Raw genomic sequence first — 17,653 nt, forward strand, 5'->3', positions numbered from 1 at the left:
AAGGAGGTAGGAAACCTCCCGCCATGCGGGAGGTTGAAGAACAGTTTAGTCCAGCCACTCGGTGTGGAACACGCCGTCTTTATCAGTGCGCTTGTAGGTATGCGCACCGAAGTAGTCACGCTGCGCCTGGATCAGGTTCGCCGGCAGTACCGCGGAACGGTAACTGTCGTAGTAGGCGATGGCCGCAGAGAAGGTCGGCGTCGGGATACCGTTCTGCACGGCATAAGCCACCACGTCACGCAGCGCCTGCTGGTATTCGTCAGCGATATTCTTGAAATACGGTGCCAGCAGCAGGTTAGCAATGTCAGCGTTGTCCGCATAGGCATCGGTAATTTTCTGCAGGAACTGGGCGCGGATGATGCAGCCCGCACGGAAGATCTTAGCAATCTCACCGTAGTGCAGGTTCCAGTTGTTTTCGGTAGAAGCCGCTTTCAGCTGGGAGAAGCCCTGTGCGTAAGAAACAATCTTGCCCAGGTACAGTGCGCGACGCACTTTCTCAACAAATTCAGCTTTATCACCGCTCACGGTCTGCACGGTCGGGCCGCTCAGCACTTTAGATGCCGCCACGCGCTGAGTTTTCAGCGAAGACAGGTAGCGTGCGAACACTGATTCAGTGATCAGAGACAGCGGTTCGCCGAGATCCAGCGAACTCTGGCTGGTCCACTTACCGGTGCCTTTGTTGGCCGCTTCGTCCAGGATCACATCAACCAGATAGTTACCCTCTTCATCTTTCTTAGTGAAGATATCTTTGGTGATGTCGATCAGATAGCTGCTCAGCTCGCCTTCGTTCCACTCGCTGAAGGTCTTCGCCAGGTCATCGTTGCTCAGGTTCAGTGCGCCTTTCAGCAGGGCATAAGCTTCTGCAATCAGCTGCATATCGCCATATTCGATGCCGTTGTGCACCATCTTGACGTAGTGACCCGCACCGTCCGGCCCCATATAGGCCACACAGGCTTCACCTTCAGCAACAGCCGCGATCTCGGTTAAGATCGGTGCCACCAGTTCGTAGGCTTCTTTCTGACCGCCAGGCATGATGGACGGACCTTTCAGGGCACCCTCTTCGCCGCCGGAAACGCCGGTACCGATAAAGTTAAAGCCCTGCTCAGAGAGCTCGCGGTTACGGCGAATGGTGTCTTTATAGAAGGTGTTGCCCCCGTCGATAAGGATATCACCCTTGTCGAGATGTGGGGTCAGCGAGGCGATGGTCTTGTCGGTAGCTTCACCGGCCTGCACCATCAGAAGGATACGACGAGGTTTTTCCAGAGAGTCAACAAACTCTTCGATGCTGTAGTGCGGAACCAGTTTCTTGCCCGGGTTCTCTGCCACGACCTCATCGGTTTTTTCACGCGAACGGTTGAAGATAGAAACTGTGTAGCCACGGCTCTCAATGTTGAGTGCCAGATTACGGCCCATCACAGCCATACCTACAACGCCGATCTGTTGCTTGGACATACCTACTCCTGTCTGGGTGAGAAAACCAGCAGTTCTGTGACTGCGGTCAATGTTCTGAACATGTTAACTCAGGTTTAGGGGCTGATGGTAGTGATTGGTGCGATAGACAGTACAGAGACCACTTAATGAATACCTTATAAAAATGATGGTTTATAGACAATTAAGCAGATGTTAACATTATAATTTAGGGCTAATAGCCTACTTTAGGTAAAGCTTTTTAAAGTATGCCAATGTGTGACTAACATAAAAAGCAGCAGCATTCGCATCATCAGATTCAGCGTAACAACGCAATTCAGGTGCATTTCCAGAAGGACGTAAATGAAGAATATCATTATTCTTAAGGATAATTCTCAGTCCATCAGTAACATCCACCTTAGTAACTAGCAATTCAGGGAAACCTAGTTCATTAATGAAATCCTGCGTATTTGCCAAAGCCATTGAGATAATCGCAAGGCTAATATCTGTTGGAAAATCCTTAATCCTGTCTGAAGATGTATATCTCGACGGAAGTTTTGCGAGGAGTTTGGAAATTGAAATTTCTCTGCTAGCCACCAAAAGCATCAAAGCAGGAAGAACAGCATCACGAGTATATAAAGAATGTAAATAGCCTCCTTTGTAATTCACATCGCTACCTAAAAGGAAACCGCCATTGGCCTCAAAACCCGCGATACGAGATTTCTGGTCACGTAAGCTGCAAAGCTCCTCAATTACAAATGGGGAGCCGATTTTAGTTCGCGACACTTTCTCAAACTTACCGCTTAATTCGACTGCCGTAGTACAACTAACAGGGATTGCTAGCTTATTGATATTCAATTCTTCTGCGCACAGCAAGCCAAGCATATCCCCCCGTAACCATTCGCCATTTTCATCAGCTACAAGAGGACGGTCGCCATCACCATCAGTAGAAAAAATTGCGTCAAAATCGTAAAGAGATGCCCATTTTTTACCTTTTTGGATATCACTTGGGCTAACGGCTTCAGTGTCTATAGGTACAAAATTATCGCTACGCTCTAGAGAGAAAACATTAGCACCAAGACGAATAAATATCTCAGGGTAGATATCCCTACCTGCACTGGAGTGTTCGTAAATGCCAATAGTCTTATCTTTTAATATGCCAAATGGAAGAAAGTCTGTGTAGCGTGATATATATCGCTCACTGGCAGCATTCGTTTTTAAAAGATATGGTAATGGTGGTAGTGGAGTGAAATTTTTATTATTATTTAAAATATTAGCTTCATCAACCTTGCTGATTTCCCCTTCAGGGGTGTAAAATTTAAGGCCATTTCTATCAAAGGGAATATGGCTGCCTGTTACCATTATACATGGTATTTCAAGTTCAATTGAATAAAAGGCCAGCGCCGGCGTTGGTAACACACCACAATAGATTACTTCAATTCCATACTGACTCAAAGCAGCAGCACAACGACGGGCGATTATCTCACTATCTGGGCGATTGTCTATGCCAAGTGCAAACTTAGAAAACTGATACTTTCTAAGCATAACATCTACAAATGAATGTGTAAAAGCTTGGCAAACTTCAGTTGTGAAGTCTGTAGCGAGTCCTCTTGCTCCACTGGTGCCGAAAATAATATCACTATTGTTCAAGATATCAGAGCTAATCATGTGAATGTCCATGTATGCAGAATAAAAAAACCTTAAGGCATTCTAACCATGTCGTCGTCTTCAAGATAGTTACCTGTCTTGATTTCAATAACTTCCAATGGCACTTTACCAGGATTTTCAAGGGAGTGGCTCACGCCTGCCGGAATAAACGTGGATTTGTTACTCTCTAACACAAATTTATTCTCACCACAGTGAACTAATGCAGTACCAGATATAACTATCCAATGTTCAGCCCTATGGTAATGAATTTGGTTGTTTATTTTTTTACCGGGCCGCAGGATAATCCTGCTAACTTGATAATCTTTTCCGTTTTCAATCATGTCAAATTCACCCCAAGGTTTAAATATGACGTGATTATTAATATGTTCAGTACGTTCGAGCTCTTTAAGCTTATCTACAACTTTTTTAACATCTTGGACGTCTTTACTATTAGCGATTAAAGTTGCATCTTTAGTTTTGACTACAATTAAGTCATTAATGCCTACGGCAGCTAGCAAACCACAATCACTGTGTAGATAGTTATTCGAACTGTTTATTTGTATAACGTCACCACGGATGACATTTCCATCTTCATTTTTCTTTGAAATATCCCAAAGTGATAACCATGAACCGACGTCATTCCATTCAGCATCCATCGGGACTACTATACTTTCTTTAGTATTTTCCATTACAGCAAAATCAATGGATTCAGAAGGGCAACTTGAGAATGAGTTCGCATCAATTCTTATGAAGTCTAGATCGTTATAAGAACCGGCATAAGCTTTTTTACAGGAAAGTAAAATATCAGGGCGATATTTTTCTAATTCGCTAAGATAAGATGAAGCTTTAAAGAGAAACATACCACTATTCCATAAGTAGTTCCCTTCTGACAGAAACTCGCGAGCTAAATCCACGGTGGGTTTTTCATGAAAACTCTCTACTGCGTAGCCACACTCTGAAATTTTTGCCCCTTTTTTTATGTAGCCATATCCAGTTTCAGGTTTATTAGCCGTAATCCCGAAAGTAACTAGCTTACCCGTTTCAGCAAGTATTGTTGCATCTCGAACAGCATTTTCAAAGGAGATAACGTCCTTTATTATATGATCCGCAGCGAGCACTAACAAAATAGGGTCGCGACCAGACAATACCTCTTTTATTGCGGCCAGAGCAACTGCAGGTGCTGTATTTTTACCGACAGGTTCTAAGAGGATATCAACTTTTTTATTATTAATCCTTCTCAGCTGTTCCGCCACAAGAAACCTGTGTTCATCATTGCAGATAACAAGAGACTCATCATAATGAAAATTTTTAATTCGATTAAAAGTGTCCTGTATCATTGAATCATCAGAATACAGAGAAAGAAATTGTTTAGGGTAGCTCATTCTAGATAAAGGCCACATTCTAGTACCAGAACCACCAGCGAGAATCACAGGAAGTAGCATTTTAATGCCTTATTTGATATGCGAATCGTTGATTAAGTCAGACGAGAGATCTATACAATTCATATGTCTTATCGACCATAATTTTGGAATTAAAATTATCATCGAAATAAGCTCTAACGTTATCAAAAGCTACTTTCTCAGAAAGTATAGAATTCAAGGCTTGTGCAAGTGATCTAGCAGATTTAGGTTCAACTACTAAACCTGATATACCATCTCTATTAACCCAGCCAACGCCAGAGCCAGGGATACTACAAGATACAACTGGTGTGTTGAGTGAAAAAGACTCTAATTGTACAACACCATAAGCTTCAGATTTCTCGATTGAGGGTAAACAAAAAACATCGCAAGCTTCATACCATGATGCTAAATCTTCATTTTTAACAAAACCAAGCAACTCTACCTTTCCAGATAGATTATTGACCTCAATCAACTTTTCCAACTTTAATTTATCTGGCCCAGTACCACCTATTACAACAACTGTGTTTTCCGGGAGAAATTTAGCAGCTTCGATAAGATATTCGAAACCTTTATAATAAACTAACCGACCTAAAGAAAATATAATCTTTTTATTTTTATACTTAGACTTTATGTGCTCTACTTCATTTATATTTGGGATCAATCCATTAGGAGCTATACCGATTGGAATAACCACGACTTTTTGATGAAACCTAATAATATCTTTAGAATTCTCAGCATAAACTGATGATGTAGCAATAATCTTATCTGCCCGACGTAATAACCAGTCTTGGAATGGTTGATAAAAAAACTTTATTTTTCTCTGTTTGATAATATCACTGTGCCAGTGGACAATGATTTTTTTTCCACTAAGTTTAGATGTCATCAACGCTATGTTAGCTAGAGGGTTAGGTAAATGGACGTGGATGATATCAAAATCCTTCACCATGTGCCTGCATTTATTTATATAACTTAATGAAAAATCGGCGGAATGTCGATGAAGATCAGAAGGACAGCTCGAAACACTTACATTATTATATGAATAGGTTTTGAAACTTTCCTTCAGATGATTTACGCATAGTACACTGGTAGGAATACCTTTCTCAACCAAACCCTCGCAAATATCAGCGACAACCTGTTCGAGCCCACCAGAGAAAGGTTTATAATATTTACTTAAATGAAGAACTCTCACTGTTCTTTACCTTAAAATAGAAGAAATTACGCTTAAGTTGAAGTTCATTTTTCTCAAACTCTAATGCTTTAACATAATTGTTATTGGAGTGAAATTTGTATTCATCTTTACTCAAGGAAAGAATGATTACTGCTGCACTTGCTGAATCATCGACAGGATATATCATAGAAGAAGATATTAACTCCTTTACACCAGAAACATTGGTGCAAATGCATGGAAGTCCATTTGACATAGCTTCGATAACCACTCTTGGTAAGCCTTCTCTACGTGATGAAAGGATAAATATATCCGAATGGTGCATTATTTCTTTTTTCATCTGAGGTGAGTTTATGTACCCTGTAAAAAAAACACGCTCATAAACACCTAGCTTCTTGGCTAATTCTTTATACTTATTTAATAATAAACCATCACCTACAATTATCCCTTTGTAATTAACTGGCAACTTCTCGATTATTTTAATAAAAACGTCTAATCCTTTGAAATTCCTGTCCAATACACCCATAAAAAGAAGAACGATGTCATCATCACTTTGATCATACCTTCTCGAACGCTCTTCAACTGATTCAATTGTGGCATAAAGTTGTTTTGGTAAAGTTATGCTACTGTACGAAGAGTTAAACTTTTCACTCACTTTTTTATTTTCTTTTAGATACTGATCTTGAATCTCATGCTCAGTGACAAATGAAACAAAATTTGAAAAATATAACTGCATTCTAAAGATGAATCCAAATATGATGAACAATACGTAGTTTATTAATTTAATATTGGTAGAATGGAGAGCTTCTTGTTCTGGATTCGTTACAACTTCAAGGCTAAAGCTTTTATTCCTTAATATACATATCAATGACACTAAATATGCTAATATTCCAGGAGTCCTAATAATTAAATAGTGACCGCTACATTCAAGCATTGTCAATATTCGCCAAATAGTAGCGAACTCCCTTATCCCTGTACCTGTAGTAAATATAGGCAAAAAACTGATTTTCTTATTATTAAATTTTTTATAATTCTCAGGAGTAGAAGTTACAGTTTCAACTCTAGCAATGATTTTTACAAAATCGAACGTATCAAGATAACGACTAAAGAAATCATCATCTTCAATTCCTTGAACGTAAAACTCACCATTGAAGTATTTATATCTTCGCTCTATCGTTACTATCGCAGTACTCACAATTTATCCCTTACTATCATCTCGAAATTTCCATCAACAAAGAGTGAATTATCAGGAATGTCTTTTTTGACTACTGACCCTGCACTAACAACAGTGTTGTTTCCAATTGATACACCAGAAAGTATTACTGTATTAGTTCCAATCCATACATTACTACCAATATTAACCTGCTTCGATTTGAATCCCTGCTGGAGTATTGGTTCAGAACTACGGAATTTATGATTGTGATCATAGATCTTTACATTTTCACCAAGGATAGTATTTTCACCAATTGTGATAAGCTTTTGACAATTGATACTTACATTTTGATTAAAAAAAACTCCATCACCAATAACTACACGACCGCCATTAATATTTATAGTCAAGAACCTACGAGAATAAAATCTCCCATGAAATATAAGGTCGCCTTGAATGATATTTATTAGCGAACCGGAAGCAATAAAAGATCTAAAAAGCCACGGTAACTTTATTGATTTCCCGAAGAAAATTTTCAGAATACAAAGATAAATCACTGAAATAATTCTTCTTATGAGTTTTATGGAATTATTTAAAAGCACGTCTTAAAACTCCTCTAAGATTAAACAAAATCTTCACAGGCAAACCGAAATACTGTGCAGGTTTAAAGATGAAATATAATACTGTACTTTCTAGCTTAATATATTTCAAGGTTCCGGATAAGTCACGTGTTCTATTATTTCTAATATAATAAACATACAGCCTTATAAATAATATAATTTTTGCTTTTCTTATGTTCAGGAATCCATATTTGTTACTTATCAACTCCCAGAATTTAGCGTGCTTTGATACTTCTGCGTTAATATCTGAAACCATGCTTAAGCTATTCTCTCGTTCGCGCCGAATAGTAAGGAATTTATCATCAAGAGCAATTTTTCCTTCAGCAGCACTGTTGATAAGAAAATAATGATCTTCCCGGTATTTGAGAAGTTCACAAAAGCCATTCATTCTTTCAAAGAAAGATTTTCTGACAATAATTGTGGGTGTATTCATTAGAATTTTGCCATAAAAAAAATCTTCCATACATTTCTTAGATTCAGCAGGAAGAGTTTTTTTTGCTTTATATTTAACATTCAAATTATGGTTCGCCACCAGAATATTCCCAAGCACTAAGTCAGCTTTTTCTTCATTCATGATTTTAAGCTGACTGGCTAGTTTACCTGGAAGCCATATATCATCAGAATCCAGAAAGGCCAAGATGTTTCCAGTGGCTTTTTGAGCGCCTAGGTTACGAGCAGATGCTGCACCACCATTTTTTTTTGTGAAAAGTAACGTTTCATTAAATGAATCGATTATAAGTTGATATTTATTATGTTCTTCTTCAGTGGAACCATCGTCAATTATTATAATCTCATAATTTGATAATTCCTGTTGGACAACAGAATCTAAGGCATCTTTCAAATATTGAGATGAGTTATAAACAGGTATTATTATTGAAATCTTTTCCATTACTAACCTTTCTTATTTTTTGTTCGTTTAAATATATAATATATATTGAAAAAGGAATTAGCAAAGTATTGATGTATCTGTAAACAGAGTGGGTAGTTAAGAGACCAATTAATATTACAAATAAAAAGGTAAAGGCTCTATCCCTTAACAAATGACCTCTAATACATTTTAAAAATAACACCATTGCTAGAATATTGAATATCCTTTGTAAAATAACCAAAGGGTTCATATCCAAAAAAGGATAAAATGTACTGACTATATTCGTAATCAATGCTTGATGGAAAGCTCCTGACAGAACAAATGGAATTAAATTGTAATCACTAACGGAGAGTGTTTCTGCGTCATAGCTGACATTTAATTCACCAAACCTCTTAGACAAAGTAAACAGCTTCAACGTATGAGCATACGGACTATTTAGGTAATAAATAAAACCAAGCAAAAAAATTATAACCAAAAAATAAAATAAACTTTTGTTTTTCTTTTTTAGATAGAAGCTAAACACTATGCCTACGTAAAGAATAAAAAGTTCAGGCCTAGCAAAACCTAGGAATACTAACGAGCCCAAAAAATACATGGAACTCTTTCTTAAAGACGCAACTAAAAGAAATGATAGCGCGGCAATACTGAATGCTTCTTTCAGTATGAAATAAGACCAATAACCGCCGACAATAACCCCCAAGAATGCAAAAGTCATGACTAACCATCGGGCTTTATTACTTTCTATTTTCAGCATAATCTCTGAGGTTAATGCTGCAAATGCAGTTGTAAAAACAAAAATATTTACAACCCTGATGAAATCAAGTCCAAATAATTCTTTTATCTCCCGCACGTAAATAGAAAAAGGTAGTTTAGAAGAATTCTCATTGACATAAAAACTTTCATCAGGAAACACTAAACCATTCTCACCATTAAACTTCAACAGCAAGAAGATAAGGCACATAAAAAATATGCTATAAATATAAGAAAACGAAACTACTGTTAGATAGACCCTGCTGTTCCGTTGGAAACGAGATAAAGACGCTGCTAAGATAAAACTTAGCACTAGTGAAGTTACGAATAACATAAACGAATCCAATTGACGCATTGAAGGTATATAAAGAAGCTGATAATCTTATATATATTTGGGTAACTATCCGCGTTCTTTTACTTTGTAGAAATCTTTGAACGATATCTTAAGTACAATAATGTTTATCAAAATCAAAATTAAATATGTTGAGAATGCACTAAAGAAGGCATGATAAATCCCACCACCATCTTTGATGTTAAGTAACGTCAATATATACATCGACAATAATGAGAATATGACTGAACCTAAAACATAAGCAAACCATTTCGACAAGCATCCTACTAATATCTTCCGATGAATAGACACCATATATGGGATAAATATTATTGCATTAGCTATCATTACTGACATTGCAACACCATTGACCCCATAGTCTGGTAATAAGACTTTTATTAAAATAGGAATTAGAATTAATAAAACCATACTAAAAGCAAGACTGGCTCTTACTCGTGCATACCCTAAGGACAAATAGTAGGGTAAAACAGTAAGCGCCTGCAACATCTGGGACATCATCAAAAAACTAACCACTAATGCCATATTGTTTGATATCGATTCTGACTTAGTCCATATTTGCAGTAGTGTCTTAGAGTACCCAGCTAAAACAAAAGATAATGGAACTACTATCAAGCAAGAATAGCGCGTTAGTTTAGAATAAAAGGCATTTAACTGCGTTAGATCACCAGCTTCTCTCATTGCAGTAAACTTTGGGAATACTGCTTTTGCTATAGTTGTTATTAATATTAAAGGTATTAAAGAAAAGGTGGCGGCTATGCTATAATAACCAACCATTTCTATACTAAATGTTTTAGAAACCGCCAATTTATCAATTTGAACCACTAAGGATGATAGCACCCCCATACCTGCCATGCTTAATGAATATCTGTAAGTATTTTTAATAATCAGTATATCTATAGACCGAGATTTATATTCTATCTTTCTCCATGTAACGCGATGAAGAACTATTAAATAAATAACATTAGTGAGCAACTGCCAGATGAAAAATGCATACAGAGTATTTGATATATACTCTAAAACAAAAATAACACCACCGGCTCTTAAGACCCCCCATCCAACTTGGATGACGTTTGCCTGGACCTGCAATTGGGTCCCCATGAGTGCACCAATATAAAGATTCGATGGTAATTGAACTGCAATGCAAGCTCCCATAAGGAATATTAATAACGATACTGACCCTGAACTATTTTCAACATTAAGCCAATGAGAGGATACATAACTTGAGCTTAAATACATAGCTAATAATAAAAACAAAGAAATACCCAAATACAATATCTCATAGGTAAATAACAAATTTGCTTTTTCGTTCCCCCTGGAAGGATCAACAGAAAGTCTTGCGAACTCACGAGTGGTTGTAGAAGAAAAACCTAAATCTGCAAATGATAACAGTGCCATTAATGTTGCGTAAAAACCTATATATCCATAATTAGTTTCACCCAAATAAGATATATAGGCTGGCACAAATGCAAAAAGAGAAACAATTCCCCACAATCTACCAAGAAGGTTGGCAAAAGCATTTTTTCTAATCACTTAAATACCTTGCTTTTTTACTGTAATATTCTTCTATTGATTCGAATAATTCCGCATCCATCTTCAAATCATCAATTTCACGATCCCACCATGCAAAGCCATTTATTTTATCTATTATATCCTCAGAGAATCTTTTCTTAATCAACTTGGCTGGTACTCCACCCACAATTGAGTAGGGCTCTACATTTCTGTTAACGACTGACCCAGCTGCAATAACAGCACCATTACCTATGGATACACCGTTCATAATAAGAACATTCTGACCAATCCACACATCATTATTAATTACAACAAATTTTTTGTCAGAATCAGCATAAGAGTAATTGGCGAACTTGTCTTTTTTAAGTGTATCAAGCCCTAAAAGTGGTAGAGTCTCGTTAGTAGCGGAGTAAAACATAGGATGTGTAGATATAAAACCAGAGGTGGGATGATTTCCAGTTACAATTTTCACATCAGGAGCAATTGAACAAAATCGCCCTATTTTACAACCTTTTAGTAAGGAGCCACTACCTATATAAGTACCCCTCCCAATATTTGAATTCAATACAACTGCATTTCCTAGTATTGCAATATTCGTTTCAAAACTGCAATTTTTAACACTCGCATCTAAAGAAAGATATATATTTTTTTTCCTCATTTTTATATTAAAAATTAAATTTTTAATTTTACTTTTAATTTTTGCCAAACCTAATAATCTGTATAGTTCCAATATGATTTTCATTTTATTACTTCAAAATGCTTTTGAATAACTTTAAGATAGGCGTCTTTATATTTTTCATCCGGTTCTATGAAATTACCTTCAGCCCACTCATTCCAAGATTTCAAAATTACCACACGATCATCCAACTCTTTCTTTGAAAGAATCTCTTTAACCTGTTGCACATGATTCTCGAATGTATGTGGCGTAGAACCATTCAGAAGCCACCCATTCTTTCCATGTCTAATGGTTGAATCCCAGCGGGGGATTATTACTGGGAACACATTTTTTTTAGCGGTTCCTGCATAATTAAAACCGGGTGCCAGTGATGGATATGAATAAACTCTAGGATTAAAGAACTTCTCAGGTAATATTTTTTTTCGTATTAACTTATCACGTACTTTTTCGTAGAAACTCCTGTTTTTAAACATTCCACGAGAGTTCACTACTGCGTCAATATTGTATATTTCTAAGTCCTCAAACTTACAAAACTCACCTATTATATATAAGTCTGGGAATCCATTTTTCTTTGCGAATTCTCTAAAATTTTTAACCCAATTAACCGCATCTGGTATTTCAAATATTTTGAAAACTAGAAAAACAGGTTTGCCATTTATTTTTATATATCGTTCATCCCTAAAGAAATCCAAAAGATAATTAAAATGCAACTCTTGATCTGTACGACCTAAATATTTTTGTTCTTTCAATAGTTTATTAATGCTTTTATTCCACCAAGAATGGTTTGCCCATCCAAAGCAAAACCTTACATTAGCATTACTCTTCAATAGGAGTTCAGCAGGTTTCTCAAGCAGTTTTTCACCATTTCCAAACCAATAATGCCAAAAGCAGAAACCTGTTACAGAGTGTTCCTTAGCTAATTTGTATTGTTTTTCTAAAATTAAAGCATCGTTCAATTCATAATATTCTTCATCCAGTGGGTGCAAGATATCATGCTCTTTGAATAATTTATGCGCTGACTTCACTTGTGTCCATTCAGTAAACCCCTCTCCCCACCACTGATCATTCTCAGCAATTTGATGAAACTGAGGAAGATAATATGCGATATTTTCTTTTATTGCTAAGCGGTTGTTCATATAATCCTACTGGTTTTACCCGCGATTTTCTTGGCTTCACTATCTTTAGCTGATAAAACAAATTCTTCCATTATCGGCCATTTAATATTTAAAGTCTCATCATTCCATATAATCGATCTTTCACTAACAGGTTGATAATAACTGTTAGTTTTATACACAAACTCAGCATTTTCGCTCAATACTAAAAAACCGTGTGCAAAACCTTCCGGTATCCACAACTGTCGTTTGTTCTCAGCAGAGAGATTAACCCCGACCCACTTTCCATATGTGGATGATTGAGGCCGAATATCAACAGCCACATCAAATACTTCACCAACAACGCAACGTACTAATTTACCCTGCGCATGTGGCGCTACCTGATAGTGCAGCCCGCGCAGAACACCTTTGGAAGACTTAGAATGGTTATCCTGAACAAACTCAACTTTACGCCCTACTGCCTCTTCAAACACTTTCTGGCTAAAGCTTTCAAAGAAAAAACCGCGGTCATCGCCAAACACTTTGGGTTCAAAGATCAGTACATCAGGTATATCAGTTTTAATTACGTTCATGGCATCAGTATCCTTTCACCATCTTGAGCAGATATTGCCCGTATTCATTTTTTGACAGAGGTGCAGCCAACTTCTTAACCTGCTCTGCATCAATAAAACCTTTACGATACGCGATCTCTTCCGGGCAGGAGACTTTCAGACCCTGTCGCTGCTCAATAGTCTGAATAAAATTGCTTGCCTCAATCAGGCTGTGGTGAGTACCGGTATCCAACCAAGCATAACCGCGCCCCATCATGGCAACAGAGAGGTCCCCTTGCTCCATATACAGGCGGTTAATGTCAGTGATCTCCAACTCGCCGCGCGGTGAGGGTTTAAGGCTTTTAGCCATATTCACCACGCTGTTATCGTAAAAATATAGCCCGGTAACTGCATAGTTACTCTTCGGTTCCAGCGGTTTTTCTTCGAGGGATACGGCTATGCCATCTTTGTCGAACTCAACGACGCCGTAACGTTCCGGGTCGTTGACATGGTAGGCAAAAACGGTGGCACCCGAGGTCTGGTTTACTGCGGCTTCCAGCTCTTTCGGCAAATCGTGCCCATAGAATATGTTATCGCCTAATACCAGCGCTACATTATCATTACCGATAAACTCTTCACCGATGATAAAGGCCTGAGCCAGCCCATCCGGGCTATCCTGTACTTTATATTGCAGGTTAAGCCCCCACTGGCTGCCATCGCCAAGCAATTGCTCAAAGCGTGGCGTATCCTGTGGAGTACTGATAATTAAAATGTCGCGAATACCCGCCAGCATAAGGGTGCTGAGTGGGTAATAGATCATCGGTTTATCATAGATGGGTAATAACTGCTTGCTCACGGCCATTGTGACCGGATACAAACGGGTGCCGGAGCCGCCCGCCAGAATAATTCCTTTACGCATTGGATATCTCTAATCTGTCATTCTGAGCAAATCTCAGAATTAGAATGTAGGGTTAAATTGCCTGAAGGGCTGCAAGCTCAGCCAGCATGCGCCGAACGCCTGTTTGCCATTCAGGCAGATTGAGGCTGAAGGTTTGCTGAAATTTGCTGTTTTCAAGGCGTGAATTTAATGGGCGCTGAGCTGGAGTTGGATAGCTACTGGTGGCGAGAGGTTTAGTCTCAATAAGCGCTAATTCAACATCTTCTTTTCTCGCCTCAGTGAAGACCAGACTCGCGTATTCAAACCACGTAGTGGTACCCGAAGCGACCAGATGATAAAGGCCCGCGCATTCTGGGTCGCCTAAAGCTGCGCTGATCGCATGAGCGGTACAATCGGCCAGCAAATCCGCACCGGTTGGCGCGCCATACTGATCGTGAATAATCCCCAGCTCACTGCGCTCTTTTGCCAGACGCAGCATGGTTTTAGCAAAATTATTACCTTTAGTCGCATAAACCCAACTGGTGCGGAAAATCAGGTGCTTCTGGCAATACTGTTTGATTGCCTGCTCACCCGCCAGCTTGGTGGCTCCATATACGTTTAATGGTCCGGTCAAATCTTCTTCTGACCACGGCTGTTCGCCATTTCCGGGGAAAACATAGTCTGTGGAATAATGCACCAGCCATGCACCTATTGCCTGAGCTTCTTTCGCGATGGCCTCTACGGTGGTTGCATTGATTAAATGCGCTTTTTCCGGTTCGCTTTGCGCTTTATCAACGGCTGTATAAGCGGCGGCGTTTACAATGACATCCGGACGCAGAGCACGGATAGTCTGAATAATGCCATCAGTATCTGTAAAATCACCGCAATAATCAGTCGAGTTAGTCCCCAGGGCTGTGATATTGCCCAACGGGGCGAGTGAACGTTGTAACTCCCATCCTACCTGACCATTTTTGCCAAAAAGTAAAATATTCATTTCTGACGTTCGCTATAGTTCTGCTCAATCCACGACTGGTAAGCCCCGCTCTTCACATTGCTAACCCATTCGCTGTTAGCGAGGTACCACTGTACCGTTTTACGAATGCCGCTCTCAAAGGTTTCCAGAGGTTGCCAGTTAAGCTCTTCACTGATTTTAGAGGCATCAATGGCATAACGGCGATCGTGTCCCGGACGGTCGGCAACGTAAGCGATCTGCTGACGATAGCTTTCTGACTTCGGCACCATTTCATCCAGCAGGTCACAGATAGTTTCTACCACCTGCAGGTTCTGCTTCTCGTTATGACCGCCAATATTATAGGTCTCCCCTACCTTACCAGCAGTCACCACGGTGTATAACGCACGGGCATGGTCTTCCACATACAGCCAGTCGCGGATCTGATCACCCTTGCCGTATACAGGCAGCGCTTTGCCTTCCAGGGCATTAAGGATCACCAGCGGGATCAGTTTCTCCGGGAAGTGGTAAGGGCCGTAGTTGTTGGAGCAGTTAGTCACTATGGTCGGGAAACCATAGGTGCGTTGCCAGGCACGGACTAAATGATCGCTGGAAGCCTTAGAAGCAGAGTATGGACTGCTGGGCGCATACGGCGTGGTCTCGGTGAACATCGGCAGGGGACCTGCCCCTTCTACCACTTCATCGGGGTGCGGCAGGTCACCGTAGACTTCATCGGTTGAAATATGGTGGAAACGGAATGCCGCTTTGCGTTCGCCCTCGAGTCCATTCCAGTAGCTGCGGGCAGACTCTAGCAGCACGCTGGTACCAACGATATTCGTCTGGATAAATTCCGCAGGGCCGGTAATGGAACGGTCAACGTGGCTTTCTGCCGCCAGGTGCATCACCCGATCAGGCTGATGGGTGGTGAAAATAGCCTCCAGGGCTACCCGGTCACAAATATCTGCCTGAACGAAGGTATAGCGTTGATCATCGCTGACGCTGATAAGGGATTCAAGATTGCCCGCGTAGGTTAACTTATCTACGTTGATGACGCTGTCTGACGTGTGAGTAATAATATGGCGAATCACGGCAGAGCCGATAAAGCCGGCACCGCCGGTGACTAAAATTTTCACGCTGGAGTTCTCTCTTTAAAATATTACTGGCGGGGATTACCGATCTGCACGCTGATTTCACTGCCTTCCCTGCATTCAGCGCTGTGCTTTACTTTTTCAACAGACCTCACCGCGTACAGGAAGAAAAGAAAGGTGGAAATAAACAGCATAAACTGCCAGTTATCTGAAACATGGCAGCCTTCCAGAATGATACCGGTCATGCCCGTCAGTACCTGTCCGGTCGTCATAATAGCCAGGGTACCGCGCCCGCTAATCCCGGTACGGCACAGAATATGGTGTAAATGCTCACGGTCGGGGCGGAACGGGCTGTGGCCGCGACGCAGCCGGGATATCATCACCCGCATCATGTCCATCAGCGGCAGCGCGATGATCCACAGCGCCGTCACCGGACGCATGACGGCGTCCTGCCCCTGGGAGGCGATAATCAGAAGCCAAATCACGGTAAAGCCAATCAGCATGCTGCCGGCATCACCCATAAAGACCTTAAACTTCCGCCCCCACGGGATCCCCAGGTTGAGCAGAATATAGGGCAGGCAGGCCACCACCAGCGCCAGGCACCACATGGCCAGGTCTTCGCGATCGCCCATAAAGAAGATAATACTGAGAAAGCAGAAGGTGATACTTGCCAGCATGCCCAGCAGGCCGTCTATGCCGTCCACCATGTTATAAGCGTTGATGGCACCGATAACCGCGAAAATAGTGACCAGATACCCTGCTGCCCCCATCACCAGCGGATAGCCGAACAGCACATTCCCCAGTGAAGACAGATACAGTCCCTGGCACATCATAATGACGGCCACGCCCACCTGCAGGAGCATGCGCGGAACCACGGGAAGGTCAAAGCGGTCGTCCAGCACCCCCACGATCAGCAGCAGCGTGATGCAGCACATATAAGCAGGGAATTCAGGCAGCCATCCGGGCTGCAGGGCGTAGATCAGCCACAGCGAAAAATAGACCGACACGCCGCCCACCAGGGGAATATTCCCATGATGATGCTTACGGGCATTAGGTTTATCCACTAAACCAACACGTCGGGCCACCTTACGCGCGATAAACAACAGCGTCATTGCCCCGACAAAAAGGAGAACGATATCTTCCATATCTGTACCCGCGCTCACGAAGTATAAGTGTGTGTTTTTTACGGACCCCCACGCTACCGCCCCTGACTATAGCTGCCAGATCGCTCCATTCGCAGTCGTCCTCAATAAGCATAGTCTGACTATCTTAAGAGACTTGTCCATTTTTACCAGGAAAATTCCCAGAAACACTTTCACACATGTCCTGACACAAAGAGTCGCAATTCTCATACTTCACCCGCGGCGGTTCAAGCATAATCTGTCAGGATTTTGACTTAACTTTTCATTTGAACAGCTCTTGAACAGATAAATTTTAAAAACGCACGCATTTTGAGCAAACTGAGAGAAATCAAGCGTCCCCTCCACATTATGAACGTGTAACCATTATCAAAACAAATAAAACACTTAAGTCGGATAAAACAAAAAACTCCC

General features: G+C 40.5%; 16 protein-coding genes. All 16 read right to left on the reverse strand.

Annotated features, from left to right (window positions below):
- Positions 1 to 45: 45 nt before the first annotated feature.
- On the reverse strand, positions 46 to 1,452 hold the full coding sequence (gndA, locus tag ACZ3HG_RS06240) for an NADP-dependent phosphogluconate dehydrogenase (RefSeq protein ID WP_118663760.1): 1,407 nt from the start codon (positions 1,450 to 1,452) through the stop codon (positions 46 to 48).
- Positions 1,453 to 1,650: 198 nt separating this feature from the next.
- Positions 1,651 to 3,075: a phosphomannomutase gene (locus tag ACZ3HG_RS06245; RefSeq protein WP_465332300.1), complete on the reverse strand. Its 1,425-nt coding sequence runs from the start codon at positions 3,073 to 3,075 to the stop codon at positions 1,651 to 1,653.
- 32 nt (positions 3,076 to 3,107) lie between these two features.
- The gene (locus ACZ3HG_RS06250; protein ID WP_465332302.1) at positions 3,108 to 4,496 is read right to left on the reverse strand and encodes a mannose-1-phosphate guanylyltransferase/mannose-6-phosphate isomerase; all 1,389 of its coding nucleotides are present in this window, start codon (positions 4,494 to 4,496) and stop codon (positions 3,108 to 3,110) included.
- Between the two features lie 37 nt (positions 4,497 to 4,533).
- Positions 4,534 to 5,643, reverse strand: a complete 1,110-nt coding sequence (locus ACZ3HG_RS06255) for a glycosyltransferase (RefSeq protein WP_465332304.1) — start codon at positions 5,641 to 5,643, stop codon at positions 4,534 to 4,536.
- Entirely contained in the window at positions 5,621 to 6,814 is a 1,194-nt protein-coding gene (locus ACZ3HG_RS06260; RefSeq protein WP_465332306.1) for a glycosyltransferase, read from the reverse strand. Before ACZ3HG_RS06260 ends, ACZ3HG_RS06255 begins: the two co-directional genes overlap by 23 nt.
- Positions 6,811 to 7,371 (reverse strand): acyltransferase, encoded by a 561-nt coding sequence (locus tag ACZ3HG_RS06265; protein ID WP_465332308.1) that lies wholly within the window; start codon positions 7,369 to 7,371, stop codon positions 6,811 to 6,813. The genes ACZ3HG_RS06260 and ACZ3HG_RS06265 overlap by 4 nt, the downstream gene beginning before the upstream one ends.
- Positions 7,358 to 8,278, reverse strand: coding sequence for a glycosyltransferase family 2 protein (locus tag ACZ3HG_RS06270; protein ID WP_465332310.1), 921 nt, complete (start codon positions 8,276 to 8,278; stop codon positions 7,358 to 7,360). Before ACZ3HG_RS06270 ends, ACZ3HG_RS06265 begins: the two co-directional genes overlap by 14 nt.
- Positions 8,244 to 9,341 (reverse strand): O115 family O-antigen polymerase, encoded by a 1,098-nt coding sequence (locus tag ACZ3HG_RS06275; RefSeq protein WP_465332312.1) that lies wholly within the window; start codon positions 9,339 to 9,341, stop codon positions 8,244 to 8,246. The genes ACZ3HG_RS06270 and ACZ3HG_RS06275 overlap by 35 nt, the downstream gene beginning before the upstream one ends.
- A gap of 66 nt (positions 9,342 to 9,407) precedes the next feature.
- Positions 9,408 to 10,889: a lipopolysaccharide biosynthesis protein gene (locus tag ACZ3HG_RS06280; protein ID WP_465332314.1), complete on the reverse strand. Its 1,482-nt coding sequence runs from the start codon at positions 10,887 to 10,889 to the stop codon at positions 9,408 to 9,410.
- Complete coding sequence (locus ACZ3HG_RS06285; RefSeq protein ID WP_062742812.1) at positions 10,882 to 11,610, reverse strand: CatB-related O-acetyltransferase; 729 nt, start codon at positions 11,608 to 11,610, stop codon at positions 10,882 to 10,884. The genes ACZ3HG_RS06280 and ACZ3HG_RS06285 overlap by 8 nt, the downstream gene beginning before the upstream one ends.
- A complete protein-coding gene (locus tag ACZ3HG_RS06290; protein ID WP_465332317.1) occupies positions 11,607 to 12,680 on the reverse strand; it encodes a glycosyltransferase WbsX family protein in 1,074 nt (357 codons plus the stop codon). Before ACZ3HG_RS06290 ends, ACZ3HG_RS06285 begins: the two co-directional genes overlap by 4 nt.
- Entirely contained in the window at positions 12,677 to 13,228 is a 552-nt protein-coding gene (gene rfbC, locus ACZ3HG_RS06295; RefSeq protein WP_465332319.1) for a dTDP-4-dehydrorhamnose 3,5-epimerase, read from the reverse strand. Before rfbC ends, ACZ3HG_RS06290 begins: the two co-directional genes overlap by 4 nt.
- Before the next feature lie 4 nt (positions 13,229 to 13,232).
- Positions 13,233 to 14,105 (reverse strand): glucose-1-phosphate thymidylyltransferase RfbA, encoded by an 873-nt coding sequence (gene rfbA / locus ACZ3HG_RS06300; protein WP_465332321.1) that lies wholly within the window; start codon positions 14,103 to 14,105, stop codon positions 13,233 to 13,235.
- A gap of 52 nt (positions 14,106 to 14,157) precedes the next feature.
- On the reverse strand, positions 14,158 to 15,057 hold the full coding sequence (rfbD, locus tag ACZ3HG_RS06305; RefSeq protein ID WP_465332323.1) for a dTDP-4-dehydrorhamnose reductase: 900 nt from the start codon (positions 15,055 to 15,057) through the stop codon (positions 14,158 to 14,160).
- Positions 15,054 to 16,145 (reverse strand): dTDP-glucose 4,6-dehydratase, encoded by a 1,092-nt coding sequence (rfbB, locus tag ACZ3HG_RS06310; protein WP_465332325.1) that lies wholly within the window; start codon positions 16,143 to 16,145, stop codon positions 15,054 to 15,056. Before rfbB ends, rfbD begins: the two co-directional genes overlap by 4 nt.
- A gap of 23 nt (positions 16,146 to 16,168) precedes the next feature.
- Positions 16,169 to 17,245: a UDP-N-acetylglucosamine--undecaprenyl-phosphate N-acetylglucosaminephosphotransferase gene (wecA, locus tag ACZ3HG_RS06315; protein ID WP_465332327.1), complete on the reverse strand. Its 1,077-nt coding sequence runs from the start codon at positions 17,243 to 17,245 to the stop codon at positions 16,169 to 16,171.
- Between the last annotated feature and the right edge of the window lie 408 nt (positions 17,246 to 17,653).

The organism is Erwinia sp. PME.40.26/001 (genome assembly GCF_055556675.1).

Coding starts and splice junctions, on each gene's coding strand:
- ACZ3HG_RS06275 (WP_465332312.1), bottom strand. CDS start 9,341: ATGTTATTCGTAACTTCACTAGTGCTAAGTTTTATCTTAGCAGCGTCT.
- ACZ3HG_RS06250 (WP_465332302.1), bottom strand. CDS start 4,496: ATGCTACTTCCTGTGATTCTCGCTGGTGGTTCTGGTACTAGAATGTGG.
- rfbD (WP_465332323.1), bottom strand. CDS start 15,057: ATGAATATTTTACTTTTTGGCAAAAATGGTCAGGTAGGATGGGAGTTA.
- ACZ3HG_RS06270 (WP_465332310.1), bottom strand. CDS start 8,278: ATGGAAAAGATTTCAATAATAATACCTGTTTATAACTCATCTCAATAT.
- gndA (WP_118663760.1), bottom strand. CDS start 1,452: ATGTCCAAGCAACAGATCGGCGTTGTAGGTATGGCTGTGATGGGCCGT.
- wecA (WP_465332327.1), bottom strand. CDS start 17,245: ATGGAAGATATCGTTCTCCTTTTTGTCGGGGCAATGACGCTGTTGTTT.
- ACZ3HG_RS06285 (WP_062742812.1), bottom strand. CDS start 11,610: ATGAAAATCATATTGGAACTATACAGATTATTAGGTTTGGCAAAAATT.
- rfbC (WP_465332319.1), bottom strand. CDS start 13,228: ATGAACGTAATTAAAACTGATATACCTGATGTACTGATCTTTGAACCC.
- rfbA (WP_465332321.1), bottom strand. CDS start 14,105: ATGCGTAAAGGAATTATTCTGGCGGGCGGCTCCGGCACCCGTTTGTAT.
- ACZ3HG_RS06290 (WP_465332317.1), bottom strand. CDS start 12,680: ATGAACAACCGCTTAGCAATAAAAGAAAATATCGCATATTATCTTCCT.
- ACZ3HG_RS06245 (WP_465332300.1), bottom strand. CDS start 3,075: ATGATTAGCTCTGATATCTTGAACAATAGTGATATTATTTTCGGCACC.